The organism is Pseudonocardia sp. D17 (assembly GCF_036984265.1).
In the GTDB taxonomy this organism is placed as follows: Bacteria; Actinomycetota; Actinomycetes; order Mycobacteriales; family Pseudonocardiaceae; genus Pseudonocardia; species Pseudonocardia benzenivorans.
The window spans coordinates 1-18,711 of record NZ_BPRG01000045.1; the positions used below are offsets into that span (position 1 = coordinate 1).

The 18,711-nt window shown below is 73.6% G+C and carries 19 protein-coding genes, 1 tRNA gene and 1 pseudogene; 12 read left to right on the top strand and 9 right to left on the bottom strand.

The window, feature by feature from the left end:
• A partial coding sequence (locus PSD17_RS08690; protein ID WP_339122342.1) for a hypothetical protein occupies positions 1 to 312 on the top strand: 312 nt, incomplete at its 5' end.
• A 158-nt stretch (positions 313 to 470) separates the two neighbouring features.
• Here the strand turns inward: PSD17_RS08690 and PSD17_RS08695 are convergent.
• A tRNA-Thr gene (locus tag PSD17_RS08695) sits at positions 471 to 542 on the bottom strand.
• Positions 499 to 1,266: a TetR/AcrR family transcriptional regulator gene (locus tag PSD17_RS35335; RefSeq protein ID WP_445261000.1), complete on the bottom strand. Its 768-nt coding sequence runs from the start codon at positions 1,264 to 1,266 to the stop codon at positions 499 to 501. Before PSD17_RS35335 ends, PSD17_RS08695 begins: the two co-directional genes overlap by 44 nt.
• Before the next feature lie 29 nt (positions 1,267 to 1,295).
• Here PSD17_RS35335 and PSD17_RS08700 point away from each other — a divergent pair.
• The 5 genes and pseudogenes from PSD17_RS08700 to otsB all read left to right on the top strand — a co-directional run.
• Positions 1,296 to 1,673 (top strand): annotated as a pseudogene (locus tag PSD17_RS08700) (ATP-binding cassette domain-containing protein); the annotation flags it as partial.
• A gap of 28 nt (positions 1,674 to 1,701) precedes the next feature.
• Positions 1,702 to 2,367 carry an ABC transporter permease gene (locus tag PSD17_RS08705; RefSeq protein ID WP_339122343.1) on the top strand — a complete coding sequence of 222 codons (666 nt, stop codon included), beginning with the start codon at positions 1,702 to 1,704 and terminating at the stop codon, positions 2,365 to 2,367.
• A 66-nt stretch (positions 2,368 to 2,433) separates the two neighbouring features.
• A complete protein-coding gene (locus PSD17_RS08710) occupies positions 2,434 to 3,870 on the top strand; it encodes a threonine/serine exporter family protein (protein ID WP_339122344.1) in 1,437 nt (478 codons plus the stop codon).
• A gap of 51 nt (positions 3,871 to 3,921) precedes the next feature.
• Complete coding sequence (locus PSD17_RS08715; protein ID WP_013678084.1) at positions 3,922 to 5,358, top strand: alpha,alpha-trehalose-phosphate synthase (UDP-forming); 1,437 nt, start codon at positions 3,922 to 3,924, stop codon at positions 5,356 to 5,358.
• Positions 5,351 to 6,124, top strand: coding sequence for a trehalose-phosphatase (gene otsB, locus PSD17_RS08720; protein ID WP_339122345.1), 774 nt, complete (start codon positions 5,351 to 5,353; stop codon positions 6,122 to 6,124). Before PSD17_RS08715 ends, otsB begins: the two co-directional genes overlap by 8 nt.
• Before the next feature lie 5 nt (positions 6,125 to 6,129).
• Here otsB and PSD17_RS08725 read toward each other — a convergent pair whose 3' ends face one another.
• Positions 6,130 to 7,227, bottom strand: a complete 1,098-nt coding sequence (locus PSD17_RS08725) for a LacI family DNA-binding transcriptional regulator (protein WP_013678086.1) — start codon at positions 7,225 to 7,227, stop codon at positions 6,130 to 6,132.
• 134 nt (positions 7,228 to 7,361) lie between these two features.
• On the opposite strand from PSD17_RS08725, the gene PSD17_RS08730 reads away from it, so the two are divergent.
• Genes PSD17_RS08730 through PSD17_RS08740 form a run of 3 tightly spaced genes read left to right on the top strand, consistent with a single transcriptional unit; the run spans position 7,362 to position 10,032 of the window.
• Positions 7,362 to 8,288, top strand: coding sequence for a metal ABC transporter solute-binding protein, Zn/Mn family (locus PSD17_RS08730; protein ID WP_013678087.1), 927 nt, complete (start codon positions 7,362 to 7,364; stop codon positions 8,286 to 8,288).
• A gap of 20 nt (positions 8,289 to 8,308) precedes the next feature.
• Entirely contained in the window at positions 8,309 to 9,157 is an 849-nt protein-coding gene (locus PSD17_RS08735; RefSeq protein ID WP_339122346.1) for a metal ABC transporter ATP-binding protein, read from the top strand.
• Positions 9,158 to 9,189: 32 nt separating this feature from the next.
• Entirely contained in the window at positions 9,190 to 10,032 is an 843-nt protein-coding gene (locus PSD17_RS08740) for a metal ABC transporter permease (RefSeq protein WP_041762927.1), read from the top strand.
• Positions 10,033 to 10,236: 204 nt separating this feature from the next.
• On the opposite strand, the gene rlmB is transcribed toward PSD17_RS08740, so the two are convergent.
• Entirely contained in the window at positions 10,237 to 11,226 is a 990-nt protein-coding gene (gene rlmB, locus PSD17_RS08745; protein ID WP_103384159.1) for a 23S rRNA (guanosine(2251)-2'-O)-methyltransferase RlmB, read from the bottom strand.
• Positions 11,227 to 11,270: 44 nt separating this feature from the next.
• A complete protein-coding gene (cysS, locus tag PSD17_RS08750; RefSeq protein ID WP_339122347.1) occupies positions 11,271 to 12,665 on the bottom strand; it encodes a cysteine--tRNA ligase in 1,395 nt (464 codons plus the stop codon).
• Between the two features lie 96 nt (positions 12,666 to 12,761).
• On the opposite strand from cysS, the gene PSD17_RS08755 reads away from it, so the two are divergent.
• Positions 12,762 to 13,202, top strand: coding sequence for a VOC family protein (locus PSD17_RS08755; protein ID WP_339122348.1), 441 nt, complete (start codon positions 12,762 to 12,764; stop codon positions 13,200 to 13,202).
• Between the two features lie 219 nt (positions 13,203 to 13,421).
• On the opposite strand, the gene ispF is transcribed toward PSD17_RS08755, so the two are convergent.
• Genes ispF through PSD17_RS08770 form a run of 3 tightly spaced genes read right to left on the bottom strand, consistent with a single transcriptional unit; the run spans position 13,422 to position 15,192 of the window.
• Positions 13,422 to 13,904 (bottom strand): 2-C-methyl-D-erythritol 2,4-cyclodiphosphate synthase, encoded by a 483-nt coding sequence (gene ispF / locus PSD17_RS08760; protein WP_013678093.1) that lies wholly within the window; start codon positions 13,902 to 13,904, stop codon positions 13,422 to 13,424.
• Positions 13,901 to 14,656, bottom strand: a complete 756-nt coding sequence (gene ispD / locus PSD17_RS08765) for a 2-C-methyl-D-erythritol 4-phosphate cytidylyltransferase (RefSeq protein WP_013678094.1) — start codon at positions 14,654 to 14,656, stop codon at positions 13,901 to 13,903. Before ispD ends, ispF begins: the two co-directional genes overlap by 4 nt.
• 41 nt (positions 14,657 to 14,697) lie before the next feature.
• Entirely contained in the window at positions 14,698 to 15,192 is a 495-nt protein-coding gene (locus PSD17_RS08770) for a CarD family transcriptional regulator (protein ID WP_013678095.1), read from the bottom strand.
• A 249-nt stretch (positions 15,193 to 15,441) separates the two neighbouring features.
• Between PSD17_RS08770 and PSD17_RS08775 the strand changes: the two genes are divergently transcribed.
• Both PSD17_RS08775 and radA read left to right on the top strand, forming a co-directional pair.
• Complete coding sequence (locus PSD17_RS08775) at positions 15,442 to 16,044, top strand: copper chaperone PCu(A)C (RefSeq protein WP_013678096.1); 603 nt, start codon at positions 15,442 to 15,444, stop codon at positions 16,042 to 16,044.
• Positions 16,041 to 17,417, top strand: coding sequence for a DNA repair protein RadA (radA, locus tag PSD17_RS08780; RefSeq protein WP_041760157.1), 1,377 nt, complete (start codon positions 16,041 to 16,043; stop codon positions 17,415 to 17,417). Before PSD17_RS08775 ends, radA begins: the two co-directional genes overlap by 4 nt.
• 166 nt (positions 17,418 to 17,583) lie before the next feature.
• On the opposite strand, the gene PSD17_RS08785 is transcribed toward radA, so the two are convergent.
• On the bottom strand, positions 17,584 to 18,429 hold the full coding sequence (locus PSD17_RS08785) for a hypothetical protein (RefSeq protein WP_339122349.1): 846 nt from the start codon (positions 18,427 to 18,429) through the stop codon (positions 17,584 to 17,586).
• Positions 18,430 to 18,711 lie beyond the last annotated feature (282 nt).

Genomic DNA, 18,711 nt, shown 5'->3' on the forward strand with positions numbered 1-18,711 from the left:
GATCGCTACTGGAGGCCGGCGGCTTCCGGCCGCGGCTACACCCTGGATTGTGAAGAGCCCGATATCCAGACCTCAGGTCAAGATGAGCTGCCGGAAGACGTCGCTCGATGGGTGCATCCGCGGTCGTTTGAGGAACCGCGACGATGGGCGGGTCGAGTTCCACTTGCAGTGTCCGACGAGCAAGCTTTCCACGGAATGCACGTGCCGCGGCGCCGTTCGTCCTTTCGAATTCAAGGTGATCACCGAATGGAACGAAATCTCGCCCGAAAGCTGTTCTGTTCGACCGCTATCGTGTCGATCACACCAGACTGACGACCGTCAGCCGCTGGAGATGTGCCCCGCGGAGGGCACGGCGCGCCGGTGTAGCTCGGCGATAGTCCGGCTAAGTGCTACCAAGAAGCACCGCATACCTCCGAGGCGTTGGCGGTCGCCGTTGCAGCGATTATGGATCAAGGCGTGTTCCTAACCAGAGCCGGAGGTCGGGATCGAACCGACGACCTACCGCTTACAAGGCGGTTGCTCTACCACTGAGCTACACCGGCGGGTGCTGGAGCCTCCGAATCCTAGTGGCCGCAGGCGGGGGCGTCGCGCGCCGGTCGCGGGGCGTCGGCCCGGTGCCGTGCCCTGCCGGCCGATGACCGCCGCGACGCCGTCGAGGTAGCACCCGAGCCCGAAGTCGAAGTCGGCGGCCACGTCGGCGCAGAAGTCGGTGGCGGTCACGTCGAACATTCCGGCGGCCACGACGGCGGCGAGGGCGGGGAGGGCGCGGGGGTCGACGACACGGCTGAGGGCCGCGCCGTAGCGGGCTCCGAAGGCGGCGGGATCGTCGGCGAAGGCGGCGGCGAGATCGGTGGTCAGCCGGATCTCGCCCTGCACGTAGGTGATCAGCCCCATGACGACGGCGACCTTGTGGCCGGCGTCGAGGCCGGTGCCGTCGAGGGCGCCGAGGGCGGCGTCGAACCAGGCGAGGTTGGTGGGGCCGACGGGCGGCCCGGTCAACGGCAGCGTCGCCGCCCATGGGTGGGCGCGGTACAGCGCCACCACGCCGCGGGCCCACGCGGTGAGGGCGGGGCGCCAGCCGCCGCCCGCGGGCAGCGGTGGCGGACCCTCCATGGCCAGGTCGGCCATCAGGATCAACAGCTCGGACTTGCTGCGGACGTGCCGGTAGAGGGCCATGGGTGCGTTGCCGAGGCGTTCGGCGACACGGGCCATGGAGACCGCGGCGAGGCCGTCGGCGTCGGCGATCTCGACGGCGGCGCGGACGATCTCCTCGACGGTGCGGGTCGGTCGTGGCCCGCGGCGCGGGCAAGACGACGACGGTCCGCATCCTCGGCACGTTGACCCGACCGGACGGCGGGTGGGCCCGGATCGCGGGGTTCGACGTCGGTACCCAACCGTGGCAGGTCCGCGAGGTCATCACCCTGACCGGCCAGTACGCGGCCGTCGACGCCCAGCAGACGGGCCGGGAGAACCTGACGATGATCGGCAGGCTCCTGCGGCTGGGCAGACGTGGCGCCGCGACACGCGCCGCCGCCCTGTGGACCGGTTCGACCTCACCGAGGCCGCCGACCGGCGCGTCGTCACCTACTCGGGCGGGTTGCGGCGACGCCTCGACCTCGCAGTGAGCCTCGTCGCCGGCACCACGCCTGCTGTTCCTCGACGAGCCCACCACGTCCCCGCGTGACGTGGAGGAGATCCCCGATGACCGCCGCCCTGCCCTCTCCGTCCGCCGTCTCGCTGTCCGCCACCTCGACGATGATCGGCCGCAGCATCCGACTGACCAGGCGCAACGTCGACACGATGATCATGTCCGTGGTCCTGCCGCTGCTGATGATGATGGCGATGTTCGTCTACGTCTTCGGCGGTGCGATCCACACGGGCACCGCCTACGTCACCTACGTGGTGCCGGGCACGATCCTGCTGTGCGCGGGGTACGGCGCCGCGTCGACCGCGATGGCGGTGGCCGACGACATGAACGGCGGGATGATCGACCGGCTCCGGTCGGTGCCGGTGGACTGGCTGCTCGCGGCGGGGCTGGTGCTGCTGTACGTGCTGGCGCTGTCATGGCTGGCCGCGGGCCTGGGGACGCTGGCGCGCAGCGTCGAGTCGGCGAGCGCGCTCAGCTTCGTGATGCTGTTCCTGCCCTACCTGAGCAGCGCGTTCGTCCCGACCGAGACGATGCCGGCGGTGCTGCGCACGATCGGTGAACACCAGCCGGTCACGCCGGTGATCGAGGCCGTCCGCGGTCTGCTGACGGGTACCCCCATCGGCTCGGCGAGCTGGCTCGGGCCGGTCTGGGCGGTCGGGCTGCTGGCGGTGTCGTTCGCGTTCGCGACCGCCTGCTACCGCAGACGCACCAGCCGCTGAGAAGATCCGCGCGAGTCCCTACCCTGGCCCTCGTGCCCGCGCCCGCCCCCCACCTCCTCCGCTGACGTGGCCGGCCACCTCGACGGTCCGGCCGACCGGCTCACCCGGCGGCTGCGCGGCGCACTGCGGCGCGACGCCCGCAGGCTGCTCGCCGCGGGACCGCCGACGTTGCCGATGCTCGTCGTCGGACCGGAGGTGCCGGACGACTCCCGCGTCCAGGAGGTCCTGGACCTCGCCATGCGGATCGGCGAGGTCCTGCTGTCGTCGGGCGAGAGCGTCGACGAGGTCACCGCGACGATGCTCTCGGTGGCCAGGACGGGCGGCCTGCCCGCCGTCGACGTGGACATCACGTTCACCTCGATCACGATGTGCTGCCATCGCGGCCGCGTCGCGCCGCCGGTGACGTCGATGCGCCTGGTGCGCTACCGGGCCCTGGACCTCACGCGCCTCGCGGCGGTGCGCGAGATCGTCACGAACCTGGAGTCCGGGGAGCTCGACGTGCGGCGGGCCGCGGCGGCGCTCTCCACGGCCACCCAGGCCGCGCATCCCTACCCGCGCTGGGTCGCGACGGCGGGCTGGGCGCTGCTCGCCGCGGCGATCGCGGTGCTGCTCGGCGGCGCCCCGATCACCGGGCTGATCGCGTTCGTCGTGACCGGCTTGATCGACCGCGCCGGGCGGCTGCTCAACCGTTGGCAGCTCCCGACGTTCTTCCAGCAGGTCGTGGGCGGGCTGCTGGCGTCGTTGTGCACGGTCGGGCTGCTCGCGGCCGGGGCGTTCCCGCCGGGGGCGCGGCCGTCGCTGGTCGTCGCCGCGAGCATCACCGTCCTGCTCTCGGGGCTGTCGGTGGTCAGCACCGTGCAGGACGCCATCACCGGGTACTACGTCACCGCGGCCGGCCGGGTCGCCGAGATCGGGCTGCTCTCGGCCGGGCTGCTGACCGGCGTCGTCATCGGTCTGAAGGTCGGCTTCCAGGTGGGCGTCGTGCTGGAGGTCTCCGGCGACGTGTCGGCCTCGGCGGGCCAGTTCGGCATCTCCGTCGCGGCGGGCGCGGTCGGTGCGGCGGCCTACGCGCTCGCCGGCTATGCGCCGCTACGGACGCTGCCGCTCGCCGGGGCCGCCGGCGCCGCGGGGTGGGGCGTCTACATCCTGCTGACGCACGTCGCCGCGGCCGGGCCGATCGCGGCGACGGGCGTCGCCGCGGTCGTGGTCGGGGTCTTCTCGGGCCTCCTCAAGCGCACGACGAGGGTGCCGACGCTCGTCGTCACCCTCGCCGGCATCACGCCCCTGCTGCCCGGGCTGACCGCCTACCGCGGCTTCTACCAGCTCGCGGTGCAGGGCGTCGCCGAGGGACTGGTCACGGTGACCCTCGCGCTCGCGATCGGCCTGGCGCTGGCCGCCGGGGTCGCGTTGGGCGAGTTCATCACCCGCGACCGTCACCGGCAGCCGGGTCCGACGCCGGTTCCGGCGCTCACGAACGACCCGCAGGACGCGGAGCGCCAGTAATCTCAGGGCCGGGTCCGCGGCTCCCCCGGCCGCGCCCGTCGAGGAGGAACGGTGGCGGTCCACACGGCCGACGAGTCCGAGCTGCCCGGTGCGGAGTTCGTCGTCGTCGCGAACAGGCTCCCGGTCGACCTGGAGCGCCTGCCCGACGGCTCCACCCGCTGGAAGCGCAGCCCCGGCGGCCTGGTGACCGCGCTCGAGCCGATGCTGCGCAGCCGCGAGGGCGCCTGGGTCGGCTGGCCGGGCCTCGCGGACGCCGACGTCGAGCCGCTCGTCGAGGACGGGCTGCAGCTGCACCCGGTGCGGCTGACCGCCGACGAGGTCGAGGAGTACTACGAGGGCTTCTCCAACGGCTGTCTCTGGCCGCTCTACCACGACGTCGTCGCGCCACCGGCGTTCCATCGGCACTGGTGGCAGGCCTACGTGAAGGTCAACCAGCGGTTCGCCGAGGCGACCGCCGCCGTCGCGGCCGAGGGCGCGACGATCTGGATCCAGGACTACCAGCTGCAGCTGCTGCCCGCCGCGTTGCGCGAGCTGCGGCCCGACCTGCGGATCGGCTTCTTCCTGCACATCCCGTTCCCGCCGACGGAGCTGTTCATGCAGCTGCCGTGGCGGCGGGAGATCGTCGCAGGGCTGCTCGGGGCCGACCTCGTCGGCTTCCACACCTCCGGCGGCGCGCGCAACTTCCGCTGGCTGGCGACGCGGCTGGCCGACGCCCGAGCGGGCGCCGGGCGCAACGAGGTGCTCGTCGGCGACCGGCTCGTGAAGGTCGGGGCGTTCCCGATCTCGATCGACTCCGCTGCGCTCGACCGCCTCGCCCACACCGACGCGGTGCAGAAGCGGGCCGCGGAGATCCGGGCCGACCTGGGCGAACCGCGCCGGATCCTGCTCGGCGTCGACCGCCTCGACTACACCAAGGGCATCGACGTGCGGCTCAAGGCGTTCCACGAGCTGCTCACCGAGGGCACCCTCGATGCCGACGACACCGTCATGATTCAGCTGGCGACGCCCAGCCGTGAACGCGTCGAGCACTACCAGCAGATGCGCGACGACATCGAGCTGACGGTCGGCCGGATCAACGGCGAGTTCGCCCGCGTCGGCCATCCGGCGGTGCACTACCTGCACCAGGCGCTGCCGCGCGAGGAGCTGGCGGCGTTCTTCCTCGCGGCCGACGTCATGCTGGTGACCCCGCTGCGCGACGGCATGAACCTCGTCGCGAAGGAGTACGTCGCCTGCCGCTACGACCACGGCGGCGCGCTGGTGCTGTCGGAGTTCGCGGGGGCGGCGGTGGAGCTCACGCAGGCCTACCTGGTCAACCCGCACGACACCGACGGCATCAAGGCGACGATCGCCCAGGCCGCCAACGCCCCCGCCGAGGAGAACCGCCGGCGGATGCGGGCGCTGCGCCGCCAGGTGATGACCCACGACGTCGACAGGTGGGCGCGGTCGTTCCTCGACGCCCTCGGCCTGCCGTCGCCCGCCGATGCCTGAGCCGCTGGACGCCGCGCTCGACCGCCTCGCCGGCGCGGAGCGGCTGCTCGTCGCGCTCGACTTCGACGGCGTGCTCGCCCCGATCGTCGACGTCCCGTCGGCGGCGCGCCCACTGCCCGCCTCGGCCCGCGCGATCGCGGGGCTCGCCGGGCTGGCGGGCACCACGGTCGCGCTCGTCTCCGGCCGCGGGCTCGCCGATCTGCGGGCGGTCTCGGGGTTCGGGCCGCCCGCCGTTCTGGTCGGGAGCCACGGCGGGGAGTTCTCCGACGCCGAGGACGGCTTCCTCGACGAGGCGCAACACCGTCGCCGGGAGGACCTGATCGCCGAGCTCGAGAAGCTCGTCGACGGTGAGCCCGGTGTGGCGTTGGAGCGCAAGCCCGCGGGTGCCGCCGTACACGTGCGCAACGCCGAGCCGGCCGTCGCCGAGCGGGTGCTCGCCGCGGTACGCAGCGGCCCGGCCGCCGCGCCGGGGATCGACCCGACCGAGGGCAAGGCCGTGATCGACCTGGCGGTCGTCGAGGTGAGCAAGGGCGCCGCGATCGACGTCCTGCGCGAGCGCACCGGCGCCGAGGTCGTGCTGTTCGCGGGCGACGACGTCACCGACGAGACTGCGTTCGCCCGGCTGCACCCGGGCGACGTCGGCATCAAGGTCGGCGAGGGCCCGACGGCCGCGTCCCACCGCGTCGCCGACCCCGCGGAGATGTCCGAGGTGCTGACCCGGTTGCTCGACGCCCGGCGCGACGCGGCGGGCCGCGCGGAGGCGTAGCTGGCTCACCAGCCGGAGAAGAACCGAGACTCCCGCGGGCCCTTGCTCGTGTGTCCGACGACGAGCTCCGTCGGCAGCACGACCTGCCGCGGCCGGTTGCGCTCGCCGCGCTCCAGCAGCAGCTCGCCCGCGACCTGACCCTTCTCCCGTACCGGCTGCCGCACGGTCGTGAGCCCGGCCCGCTCGGCCTCGGGCACCCCGTCGAACCCGGTGACGGTGAGGTCCTCGGGTACGGACAGGCCGCGCGCGGTGGCGTGCCGCAGCGCACCCAACGCCAGGATGTCCGACGTGCACGCCAGCGCGGTGATCCCGGGGTTGGCGGCGAGCAGCTCGGCGGCGGCGGACTCGCCGGCGTCGACGGAGTGGTCGAACCGCTCGTGGACGGGTACGTCCGCCCAGTCGATCCCGACCTCGGCGAAACCCTCGCGCAGGCCGCCGAGCCGCGCCCGCTGCACGGGGTAGCTGGTGGCGCCCTGCCGCGCGAGGTCGGCCGGGCCGTCGTTCGGCTGGGGGGCCAGCCGCATGCACAGCACCCCGATCCGGCGGTGCCCCAGCCCCGTGAGGTGGCGCGCCATCCCCAGCATGGCGGCGCGGTCGTCGATCCCGACGCGGTCCACCCCGTCGATGCCCACCGGCTGGTCGCAGACCACGGTCGGCACGGGCCGCTCGAGGACGGCGAGGAAGTGCGGGTCGTCCTCACGGACGGAGTACACGACGAACCCGTCGACACCCGCCTGGTGGACCGTCGTGACGTCGGGCTGCGACGGGCTGACCGGGATCAGGAGCAGGCCCTGACCCGCCTGCTCGCAGGCCAGCGCGAGGCCTTCGAGGAAGCCGGTGGCCACCGGGTCGCGGAAGGCGTAGGACAGCGCCTCGGTGAGCAGCAGCCCGACGGCGCCGGCGCGCCGCGTGCGCAGCGACCGGGCCACGGGATCGGGCCCCGGGTAGCCCAGTCGGCGGGCGGCTTCCAGCACGCGGGCGCGCAACGTCGCCGACAGCTGGTCGGGGCGGTTGTAGGCGTTGGAGACCGTCGTGCGGGACACGCCCAGCTCCGCGGCCAGGGATGCCAGCGTGGCAGGCCTGCGCGCATTCGGCTGAGACATCTTCCAAAGCTAACCACGGCGACGGCGGGAAGAAAGGGCGGCCCCGTGCGGCTTGATCCGCGGGGACCACACTGTAGAGTGAATTGATAATGGTTTTCAATACAAATATGCGCATTCGCTGATACGGAGCCGACATGCACCTGCGCCGCACCGCCGTGACGATCGGCGGCCTCCTCCTCACCGCGGCCACGCTCGCCGCCTGTGGCAGCGGCGGATCCACGAACACGGCCGCGGACGACGCGGACGGCAAGGTCGCCGTCGTCGCGTCGACCGACGTCTACGGCAGCATCGTCAGGGCCGTCGGGGGCGACCACGTCGACGTCACCTCGATCATCGACGACCCCGCGAAGGACCCGCACGAGTACGAGACGACACCCGCGGACGCGCTGGCCGTGAGCAAGGCCGCCCTCGTCGTCGTCAACGGCGCGGGCTACGACGACTTCGCCACCAAGCTCGTCGACGCCGCCGAGAGCAAGCCGACGACGATCGACGTCGCCCAGCTCTCGGGCCTGCAGCAACAGGTGCCCGCGGGCGAGGAGTTCAACGAGCACGTCTGGTACAACCTGCCGACGATGAAGCGGCTTGCCACCGAGCTCGCCGCCGACCTCGGCCGGATCGACGCCGCCGACGCCGCGACCTACACCGCCAACGCCGCCGCGTTCTCGCAGCGGATCGACGGGCTCACCGCGGCTCTCGACGCCGTCAAGTCCCGGCACGACGGCGCGGCCGTCGCCATCACCGAGCCCGTCCCGCTGTACCTGCTGGAGGCGGCCGGGCTGCGCAACGTCACGCCCGAGAAGTTCTCCGAGGCCGCCGAGGAGGGCAACGACCCACCGGCCGCCGTCCTGCAGGAGACGCTCGCCCTGTTCCGCGACCGGTCGGTCAAGGCGCTGGTCTCCAACGCGCAGACCGAGAGCCCGTCGACGACCCAGGTCGAGCAGGCGGCCACCGCCGCCGGGATCCCCGTCGTCAGGGTGACCGAGACGCTGCCTGCCGGGACCACCGACTACGTTTCGTGGCAGTCCCAGCAGATCGACGCGCTCACCCGGGCGCTCGGATGACCCTTCTCCGGGAAGGTGCGATGACCGGCCCGCCCCCCGTCGACGGCCGCGAGCCCGCGGCGGTGACGCTGCGGGGCGCGACGGTCCGGTTCGGCGCCCGGACCCTGTGGGAGGAGCTCGACCTCGAGATCCCACGGGGCGAGTTCGTCGCCGTGCTGGGGCCCAACGGATCGGGCAAGACGACCCTACTGCGCGTGCTGCTGGGCCTCCAGCCCCTCGACGCGGGTGAGGTGCTCGTCGACGGGCACCCGGCCCGCCGCGGCGGTGAGGGCATCGGTTATGTGCCGCAACAGAAGGCGCTGCCCGAGGACCTACCACTGCGGGCGCGCGACCTCGTCGGGCTCGGGCTCGACGGGCACCATCTCGGGCTCGGCCTGCGCGGCCGCCGCGAGCGGAACCGCCGCGTCGACGCGGCACTCGACGCCGTCGGGGCCGGCCGGTACGCCCGCTCGCCCGTCGGCAGGCTCTCCGGGGGCGAGCAGCAGCGGCTGCGGGTGGCACAGGCGCTGGTCGGCGACCCGCGCGTACTGCTGTGCGACGAGCCGCTGCTCTCCCTCGACCTCGCCCATCAACGGACGGTCAGCCGGCTCATCGACGAGCGCCGCCGCAACGCGGGCACGGCCGTCGTGTTCGTGACGCACGAGATCAACCCCGTCCTGCCGCTGGTCGACCGGGTCCTCTACCTGGTCGACGGCCGGTTCCGGTTCGGCACGCCGGAGGAGGTCATGACGTCGGAGACGCTCTCGGAGCTCTACCGGACCGACGTCGAGGTGCTGAGGGTGCGGGAGCGGCTGGTCGTCGTCGGGGTCGAGGAGTCGGGGCACCATCACGACGCGGTCGTCCCCGCGCCGGGCGGAGCGGCCCGGTGAACAGCCCGATGGACGCCACTGCGAACGACGTGCTGGGCAAGCTCTTCAGCCTCGACGGGACCGGCGACCTGCTGGCCCAGCCGTTCGTGCGCAACGCGTTGCTCGCCGCCGCGCTGCTCGGGCTCGTCGCGGGCGTCCTCGCGCCGCTGATCGTCGCCCGCGGCATGGGGTTCGCGGTGCACGGGACGTCGGAGCTGGCGTTCACCGGTGGCGCCGCCGCCCTGCTGCTCGGGGTCAGCGTGAGCGTCGGCGCGGTCGCGGGGTCGGTGCTGGCCGGGCTCGTGTTCGGCCTGCTCGGGCTGCGGCAGCGCGAGCGCGACTCCGTCATCGGCGTCGTACTCGCGTTCGGGCTGGGGCTGGGGGTGCTGCTGCTCGCGCTCTACCCCGGACGGGCGTCGAACAAGTTCGGCCTGCTCACGGGCTCGATCGTGTCGGTCGACTCGACGAACCTCCAGGTTCTCGTCGTTGTGACGATCCTGGTGCTGGCCACGATGGCCGTCATCTACCGGCCTCTGCTGTTCGCGAGCACGGACCCGGAGGTGGCCGTCGCGCGCGGGGTGCCCGTGCGGCTGCTGTCGCCGCTGTTCGCCGTGCTCATCGCACTGGTGACGGCGCTGGCGGTGCCGATCGTCGGCGCGATCCTCGTGCTGTCGGTGACGATCATCCCCGGCGCCGCGGCCGCGCGCGTGACGGCGAGCCCCGTCGTGGCCACGGTGCTCGCCGTGGTGATCGCGGAGGTCGCGCTCGTCGGCGGGACGGTGCTCTCGCTGGCGCCCGGGCTGCCGATCTCCGGATACGTCGCGACGATCGCGTTCCTCGGTTACCTGGTGTGCCGCATCATCGGCAGGGTCCGGGGCCAGGTCCGGACGGGCTGATCGGCCCCAACCGCCGGGCGGTCGCCGATCGGCCGGTCGCCGCGGGCGCGCCCCCGTCCCCGATCGGCCGGTCGCCGCGCGGCGTCCGGTCGAGCGCAAACCTCAGCGTCGTCGACGCGCGCGAACACGACCGTGAGGTTGCGCGCGGTCTCGTCGGCGCAGTCCTTCGGCAGGGCGACGTACGGGTTCGTCGGCGGCGGGACGTCAGCCGACCCGGCGGCGGCGCGCGACCTCGGCGAGCACCACGCCCGCCGCCACCGACGCGTTGAGCGACTCCACCTCCCGCGCCAGCGGGATCGACACGGTGACGTCGCACGTCTCGCGGACCAGCCGGGACAGGCCCTTGCCCTCGGACCCGATCACGAGGACGAGGGGGTCGGTGGCGAGGTCGAAGTCGTCGATCGAGACGTCGCCGTCGGCGGCCAGCCCCGCGACCATGAGACCGGTGTTGGCGTACTCCTGCAGCGTCCGGGTCAGGTTCGTCGCCCTGGCGACCGGCAGCCGCGCCGCCGTACCCGCCGAGGTCCGCCACGCGACGGCCGTCATGCCCGCCGCACGCCGCTGCGGGACGACGACGCCGTGCCCGCCGAACGCGCTCACCGACCGGACGACGGCACCGAGGTTGCGCGGATCCGTGACGCCGTCGAGCGCCGCGATCAGCGCCGGGCGCCCGGAGCCGACCGCGGCCTCCAGCAGCTCGTCGGGGTGGGCGTACTCGTAGGGCGGCACGACGAGCGCCACACCCTGGTGCAGCGCACCGCCCGCCATGCGGTCGAGGTCGTTGCGCGGCACCTCGAGGATCGAGATGCCGGCGTCGGCCGCGAGGTGGACGGCCTCCTTGACCCGCTCGTCGGCGGTCGCGCCCACCGCCACGTGCAGGGCCGTGGCCGGCACGCCCGCGCGCAGGCACTCGACGACGGGGTTGCGACCCAGCACCGTCTCCGGCGTCTCGCCGTCGCCCGCGCGCCGGCTGCGGTTGCCCGCGCCACCGCCCTGCCGGCCCGCGACCTTGGCCTGCGCCTTGGCGTCGCGGGCGGCCTTGCGGGCGGCGGGATGTCCGGGACGCAGCGACGCCGGCGGCGTCGGGCCCTTGCCCTGCAGCCCACGACGACGCTGGCCGCCCGAGCCCACGACGGCACCCTTCTTGGTGCCGTCCTTGCGGATCGCGCCGCGCCGCTTGGAGTTGCCGGCCATGATCTACCCACTACCTCACCGGGACCCGACGGTCCCTGAGACACCTACTGAACGTCCTTGAGCGACCAGCTCGGCCCGTCGGGCCCGTCCTCGACGGAGATGCCCGCGGCCGTCAGCCGGTCGCGCACCTCGTCGGCCGCGGCGAAGTCGCGTGCCGCGCGCGCCTCCTGGCGGCGCTGCAGCAGGTCGTCGACGAGCGAGCCGAGCGCCCCCAGTGCCGCGGTGTCGGACCCCCCGCCCGCCCACTTCTCGTCGAGCGGGTCGAGCCCGAGCACGCCGGTCATGGCGCGCACCGACTCCGCCGCCCGGACGGCTGCGGCGTGGTCCCCCGCATCGAGCGCGGAGTTGCCCTCGCGCACCGTGTTGTGGACGACGGCCAGCGCACCCGGGGTGCCCAGGTCGTCATCGAGCGCGGCGGCGAAGGCCGCCGGGACCTCGGCGGCGACGCCGGGCGTCCCGGCCCGCTCGGTGACCCGGCCGAGGAAGCCCTCGATGCGCCGGTACGCCGACACCGACTCCGACAGCGCCGCGTCGGAGTACTCGATCGACGACCGGTAGTGCGGGCCGACCAGGTAGTACCGCAGCTCGACGCCGCGCACCCGCTGCAGCATCGCCGGGATCGACAGCGTGTTGCCGAGCGACTTGGACATCTTCTCGCCGCCCATGGTCACCCACGCGTTGTGCAGCCAGTAGCGGGCGAACCCGTCGCCGGCCGCGTGCGACTGCGCCTGCTCGTTCTCGTGGTGCGGGAACACCAGGTCGAGGCCGCCACCGTGGATGTCGAACTCGGGACCGAGATAGGCCGTGGCCATCGCCGAGCACTCGAGGTGCCAGCCCGGACGCCCTGCGCCCCAGGGGGTCGGCCAGGACGGCTCACCGGGCTTGGCGCCCTTCCAGAGCGTGAAGTCGAGCGGGTCGCGCTTGTCGCCACGGTCGCCCTCGCCCTGCGCGACGTCGTCGACCTTCTGCCCCGACAGCGACCCGTACTCGGGGAAGGACCGCACGGCGAAGTAGACGTCGCCGCCCGCGGCGTAGGCGTGCCCGCGATCGATGAGCCGCGCAATGAGGTCGACCATCTGCGTGACGTGCCCCGTCGCCCGCGGCTCCGCCGAGGCCGGCAGGCAGCCCAGCGCGTCGTACGCCGCGGAGAAGGCGCGCTCGTGCGTCGCCGCCCACTCCCACCAGGGACGACCGGCGTCCGCGGCCTTGCGCAGGATCTTGTCGTCGATGTCGGTGACGTTGCGCACCAGGAGCACGTCGTGCCCCGAGTAGGTCAGCCAGCGCCGGAGCACGTCGTAGTTGAGGCTGCTGCGGACGTGGCCGATGTGCGGGACGCCCTGGACGGTGGCCCCACACACGTACATCGACACGGTCCCGGCCCGCAGCGGTACGAAGTCACGCTGCTCCCTGGTCGCGGTGTCGTGCAGTCGCAGGCTCACCCCACACAGACTACGGGTGACCAGGCAGGCTCCGATCGTCGCCCCGGATCCCATTCGTCCACGACAGCGGCGCGCGGACCCGGCAGGCTCGGGGGCATGACGGAGATCCTCCAGCTCACGCCGAAGCTCGTCGTCGCCGACGGTGCCGCTGCGCTCGCCTTCTACACCGCGGCGCTCGGCGCCGTCGTCGAGGAGAGCTACACGATGGACGGCCGGATCGTGCACGCCACGCTGACCGTCGGGAGCCTGCGGTTCGAGCTCAAGGACGCCGGCGACGGCGATCCCGCGCCGACGCCCGGCCAGCACCCGCCGGTCCTGATGTCACTGGAGGTGTCCGACGCCGACGCCGTCACCGAGCGACTGCTCGCCGCCGGCGCGACGGTCGTCTACCCGGTGAGCGACCACGAGTACGGCTCGCGCGGCGGCCGGGTCGCCGACCCGTTCGGACACCACTGGATGGTCTCTGCGGCGCTGGAGACCCTCATCCCGGACGAGGTGCAGGCCCGGCTCGACGGGGTGCGCCAAGGGCAGGTCTGACGGATCACTCGCCGCGGTCTCGGCGCCCGCACGGCCCGTGGCTGCGTTGTCGCCGACCCGGCTCCGCCTTGCCACGAACCGCCCGGATCACCGAGCCCATCGACGGCGATCCGCCAGCGGCCCCCTAGAGGCGTTGCGGCCCAACGCGTCGCGCCCGAGGCCCGGTCCTCGGTGGTTCCGGACGATCGGTGGTCCCGGACGATCTGTGGTCCCGGACGATCAGGGGCCCCGGACGATCAGTGCCGTCGCGATCGCCGCGACGCCCTCGCCGCGGCCGGTGAGGCCGAGCCCGTCGGTCGTCGTCCCGGAGACGGCGACGGGTCCGCCGACCGCCTCCGACAGCACGCGCTGCGCCTCGTCGCGCCGGGTGCCGATCTTCGGAGCGTTGCCGACGACCTGCACCGCGGCGTTCCCGACGGTCCAGCCGTCGCGCGCCAACAGCCGGCGGACCTCCGCGAGCAGCTGCACCCCGCCCGCACCGGCCCACTCCGGCCTGCCGGTACCGAACACCGCACCCAGGTCACCCAGCCCGGCCGCGGACAGCAGCGCGTCGCACAGCGCGTGGGCGGCGACGTCACCGTCGGAGTGGCCGGCGCAGCCGTCGACGCCGTCCCACCTCAGCCCGGCCAGCCAGCACGGCCGGCCCGCCTCGACGGGATGGACGTCGGTGCCGACGCCGACGCGGAGCAACGCGGCCGTCACCGGACGATGCTGGTGTTGTCGTTGTCCTGCAACAGGTTCTCCGCGATCCGATGGTCCCACGCAGTGGTGATCTTGAACGCCGTGGCGTCGCCGGGGACGGTGTGGACCGGCTCACCGATGGCCTCGACGAGTCCGGCGTCGTCGGTGGCGGCGGCTCCCCGGGCCGCGGCGGCGCGGTGCGCGCGCAGCAGCAGCTCGGGGGTGAAGCCCTGCGGCGTCTGCACCGCGCGCAGCACCGTCCGGTCGACCGTCTCGACGACGCGCCCGACGGCGTCGACCCGCTTCACCGTGTCGGCGACGGGGAGCACCGGCACCACGGCCCGATGCCCCGCGCGCACCGCCGCCACTACCGCCGCCACGAGCGCGGGCGGCGTCAGCGGGCGGGCCGCATCATGGACGAGCACGACCTCGGGGGCGTCACCCCGACGGGTCCCCGATCGTTCATCTCCAGTGTGGACGCCGTTCGGATCACCGCCGTCGTGCAGCGCGCCGAGTGCGCACAGCACGGACGCGGTCCTGTCCGCACCGCCCGCCACGACGGTGACCGGACGTCCCGGCAGCAGCCGCCGGGCGGACTCGACGAGCTCCGCCGGGGCCGCGACGACCACATGATCGACCGCACCGGACCGGAGCAGCCCGTCCACCGCCCGCACGAGCATGGGCGTACCGCCGACGGTCACGAAGGCCTTCGGCTCCCCCGCACCCAGCCGCTGACCCGAGCCCGCAGCGGGAACGACCGCGACGACGCTCACGACGGGTACCGGAGGAGGACGATCGGGACCGGGCGGGACTCTCAGGCCGTGGCGGCTGTGGCGAGCACCTCGTCGAGCAGGACCTCGGCCCGCTCCTCGTCGGTGCCCTCGGCGAGCGCGAGCTCGCTGACGAGGATCTGCCGCGCCTTGGCCAGCATGCGCTTCTCGCCCGCGGACAGGCCGCGGTCCTTCTCGCGCCGCCAGAGATCACGCACCACTTCGGCGACCTTGTTCACGTCGCCGGAGGCCAGCTTCTCGAGGTTGGCCTTGTACCGCCGAGACCAGTTCGTCGGCTCCTCGGTGTGGGGCGCACGCAGCACCTCGAACACCCTGTCGAGGCCCTCCTGGCCCACCACGTCACGAACGCCGACGACCTCGGCATTCTCTGCGGGAACACGCACCGTGAGATCACCCTGCGCGACCTTGAGGACGAGGTACTTACGCTCCTCGCCCTTGATCGTGCGGGTTTCGATGGCCTCGATGAGAGCGGCACCGTGGTGCGGGTAGACGACGGTCTCTCCGACCTTGAAAACCATGTGTCCTCTGCCCCTTTCGCTGTACCCAGGTTAACACGGGCGGCCTGGCCCCCGCCCACCGGGAGGGACCGTCGTCGCAGGTCACGGCCTTGACAACCAGAGGCAAACGTGCGTGTACGGCTCCGTGACCGAAACCCCACCCGGTGTGACCGGAGGCCCGTTGGGGCTCCCGGACCCGCGCGACTACGCTTCCGCCTGGTCACCCCGACCACGGGGAGGGCCCTCCGGCACGAGAGGAACAGCAGACCCGTGAGCCGCACCCAGCGCTTCCGCCCGACCCGAGTCGCACTGGTGGCCGGCGCCGTGGTCGGCGCGCTCGCCCTCGCGGGCTGCGGTGCGGGCCAGATCGCACAGACCGCGGAGCAGCAGGCGGCCGTCTCCGGCGCCAACGTCACCGCGCAGCACATCGAGATCCGCAACGCCGAGATCGAGTTCCCCGTCGGCGGCTCGCAGCGGCTGGCGGCCTACACGGCCGGGTCCTCGGCCCCGATCACGATGAGCATCGCCAACGACGACGACCTGCCCGACCGGCTCGTCTCGGCGAGCAGCCCCGTCGCGGGCAGCGTGCGCATCACCGGCGACACCACCATCCCGCCGCACGGCGCGCTCACGGCGTCGACCACTCCCGGCGGCGTCCCCGGGAACACCGGCCTCCCGATCGAGATGACGCTGGAGGGCCTCAGCCAGGACGTCTCGCCCGGCCTGAGCTACCCGCTGGTGCTCACGTTCGAGCGCGCGGGCAACGTCACCGTCGACCTGCCGATGGGCAACCCGGACAACCTGGTCCCCGGCGGCCCCGGTTCCGGTGGCGCGCAGCCGCCCGCGACCGGCTCCTCCGGCGGCGGCCACTGACCGGCCGCACCCGCACCGCCCGCGCGGGCTTCGTCTGCGCGGAGTGCGGCCACCAGGCCGCCCAGTGGGTGGGGCGTTGCCCCGCCTGCCAGGCGTGGGGCTCCCTTGCGCAGCAGTCGGTCCCGTCCGGGCGCGGGCCCCGCGTCGCGGCCGGCGCGCCGTCGGCACCCGCCCGCCGGATCGCCGACGTCGAGCTCGACTCGGCACGCGCGCGGCCGACCGGTGTCGACGAGCTCGACCGGGTCCTCGGCGGCGGACTCGTGCCCGGCGCGGTCGTCCTGCTGGCCGGTGAGCCGGGCGTCGGGAAGTCGACGCTCCTGCTCGAGGTCGCGGCGAAGGCGGCGCACCGCGGCCGGGTCCTCTACGTCACCGGCGAGGAGTCCGCGGGGCAGGTCCGGCTGCGCGCCGAACGCACCGGCGGCCTGCACGACGATCTCTACCTCGCGGCCGAGTCCGACCTCGGCGCGATCGTCGGCCACCTCGACGCCCTCGCGCCCGGCCTGCTGATCGTCGACTCGATCCAGACGATGTCCACATCGGACGTCGACGGCGGCGTCGGCGGCGTGACGCAGGTGCGCGCGGTGACCGTCGGGCTCACGGCGCTGGCCAAGGAGCGCGGGCTGCCGGTCGTGCTGGTCGGGCACGTCACCAAGGACGGTTCGATCGCCGGGCCACGGGTGCTCGAACATCTCGTCGACGTCGTGCTGGCGTTCGAGGGCGACAAGCAGTCCACGCTGCGCATGGTCCGCGGCGTCAAGAACCGCTTCGGGCCCGCCGACGAGGTCGGCTGCTTCGAGCTGCGCGACGAGGGCATCGTCGGGCTCGCCGACCCGTCGGGACTCTTCCTCGCCCGCTTCGGCGCCACCCGCGACGCGGTGGTCCCCGGGACGGCGGTCACCGTCGTCATGGACGGGCGCAGGCCGATGCTGGCCGAGGTGCAGGCGCTCGTCGCCGGCGCGAACATCCCGAGCCCGCGGCGGGCCGTCAGCGGGCTCGACAGCGCCCGGGTGGCGATGCTGCTCGCGGTCCTCGAACGCCGGGTCGGGGTGACGCTGCACGACGCGGAGGTCTACACCGCGACCGTCGGCGGGATGAAGGTGACCGAACCCGCCGCCGACCTCGCGCTGGCGCTCGCCGTCGTCTCCGCGAAGCGCGATCTCGCGCTGCCCCCCGACATGGTGCTGCTCGGCGAGATCGGGCTGGCGGGCGAGGTCCGGCGGGTCAACGGCGTCGGCCGGCGGCTCGCCGAGGCCGCCCGGCTCGGCTTCACGCAGGCGCTCGTGCCGCCCGACAGCGACGTCCGGTCCGTCGGGATGAAGGTGCAGGAGGTCGCGGACCTCGGGCAGGTCGTCCGCAGGCTGCGGCGGGACTGAGACCCCGGCCGCCGGTCCGGGCGCAACCCCATGGTCCTGCAGCGCCCGCGCGCCGACCGTGAGGTTGCGGCCAGCGGTCCGAGCGCAACCCCACGGTCGCGGGGAGCGGGTCGGACGACCGTGGGGTTGCGCTCGATATTGCGTCCCGGCCTCGGGGGCGGCCGGGTCAGGACGTCAGCAGGAACGGGGTCGGCGGGCTGATGAGGTCGTCGATGCGGGTGAGCAGCCGGTAGGCGCCGGCCGGGACGACCGTCCGCGGTGCCGCGCAGCCGGGGGTCGACGTGCGGCCCTGCCACGTCACCGAGAACGAGACCGGCTGGCCTGGTACGAGCGTGCGCAGGTCCGGCGTCGACGGGTTGGCGCAGTCGTTGCTCGACCAGAGGCGGTTCACCCCGTCGCCGCTCCACACGACGATCTCCAGCCGGCTGCCGTCGAGGTCGCGCACGCAGGGCTCGCCGCTCGTGTTCGTGACGACGACGCCGACGACCGGCTTGTCGCCGACCTTGTGGTCCGGCCGGTCGATCGTCGCCCCGACGCTGAGCATGTCGTTGGTGCACGGAACCGGTCCGGTCGGCGGCACGGTGGCGGGCGGGGACGGCTGCTGGTCACCGGGCGGGAGCGCCTCCGCGGCCGCGGCGGGCGAGGTCTCGACGCGGGACTCGTCGGTCACCGGGGCGGTGGACGGTGCGTCGGTCGGTGCGATCTGGGTGCCGGGGCCCGTCGTGACGCCGGTGCCGACCGTGGGATCGGCCGGGTCGGCGCCGGGGGCGACGAACGCCGTGGGGTCGCCGGGCGGCGCGGCGGGGAGGACGGACGTGGGCGCCTCGCTGCTCAGCGCCGCCTGGTTGGCCGCAAGGGCCGTCGGCTCGTCGCTCGTCGGCTCGGAGCGGCCGTGGACCAGCGCGGCGACCGTCAGCCCCAGCACCGCGAACAGCACGACGACCGATGCGAGAGCAACCCAGCGTCGCCGCCAGTAGACCGACGCGGGCAACGGTCCGGTCGGCTCCCACATGTGACGCAGAGTAGATCGATGATTACCAGCCGCAGCCGACGTCGTCCCGGCGTGGCGCCGTCCGGGACCCGGAAACCACCCGGCCGACTGACGTGGTTGCGCGTCACCGCGCGGCGCGCTTGACTCGTCGCGTGATGCGGATGCGGCTCCAGTTCTTCTGGCCGAGCCGCCGGGTCGTGCACTTCGACGAGTTCTGTCGCCCGGCCGCGTAGCGACCGCCCCTGCGGCGGCCGCTCGTGGCCTGCGCGCGCCCCGACCTACCGCGGGCGGCCGGCCCGCGAC

Excerpts from the sequence above, each read along its gene's own strand:
- PSD17_RS08785 (WP_339122349.1), bottom strand. The coding sequence starts at position 18,429 with ATGTGGGAGCCGACCGGACCGTTGCCCGCGTCGGTCTACTGGCGGCGA.
- PSD17_RS08755 (WP_339122348.1), top strand. The coding sequence starts at position 12,762 with ATGACGGAGATCCTCCAGCTCACGCCGAAGCTCGTCGTCGCCGACGGT.
- PSD17_RS08730 (WP_013678087.1), top strand. The coding sequence starts at position 7,362 with ATGCACCTGCGCCGCACCGCCGTGACGATCGGCGGCCTCCTCCTCACC.
- PSD17_RS08705 (WP_339122343.1), top strand. The coding sequence starts at position 1,702 with ATGACCGCCGCCCTGCCCTCTCCGTCCGCCGTCTCGCTGTCCGCCACC.
- rlmB (WP_103384159.1), bottom strand. The coding sequence starts at position 11,226 with ATGGCCGGCAACTCCAAGCGGCGCGGCGCGATCCGCAAGGACGGCACC.
- PSD17_RS08735 (WP_339122346.1), top strand. The coding sequence starts at position 8,309 with ATGACCGGCCCGCCCCCCGTCGACGGCCGCGAGCCCGCGGCGGTGACG.
- otsB (WP_339122345.1), top strand. The coding sequence starts at position 5,351 with ATGCCTGAGCCGCTGGACGCCGCGCTCGACCGCCTCGCCGGCGCGGAG.
- PSD17_RS08725 (WP_013678086.1), bottom strand. The coding sequence starts at position 7,227 with ATGTCTCAGCCGAATGCGCGCAGGCCTGCCACGCTGGCATCCCTGGCC.
- PSD17_RS08770 (WP_013678095.1), bottom strand. The coding sequence starts at position 15,192 with ATGGTTTTCAAGGTCGGAGAGACCGTCGTCTACCCGCACCACGGTGCC.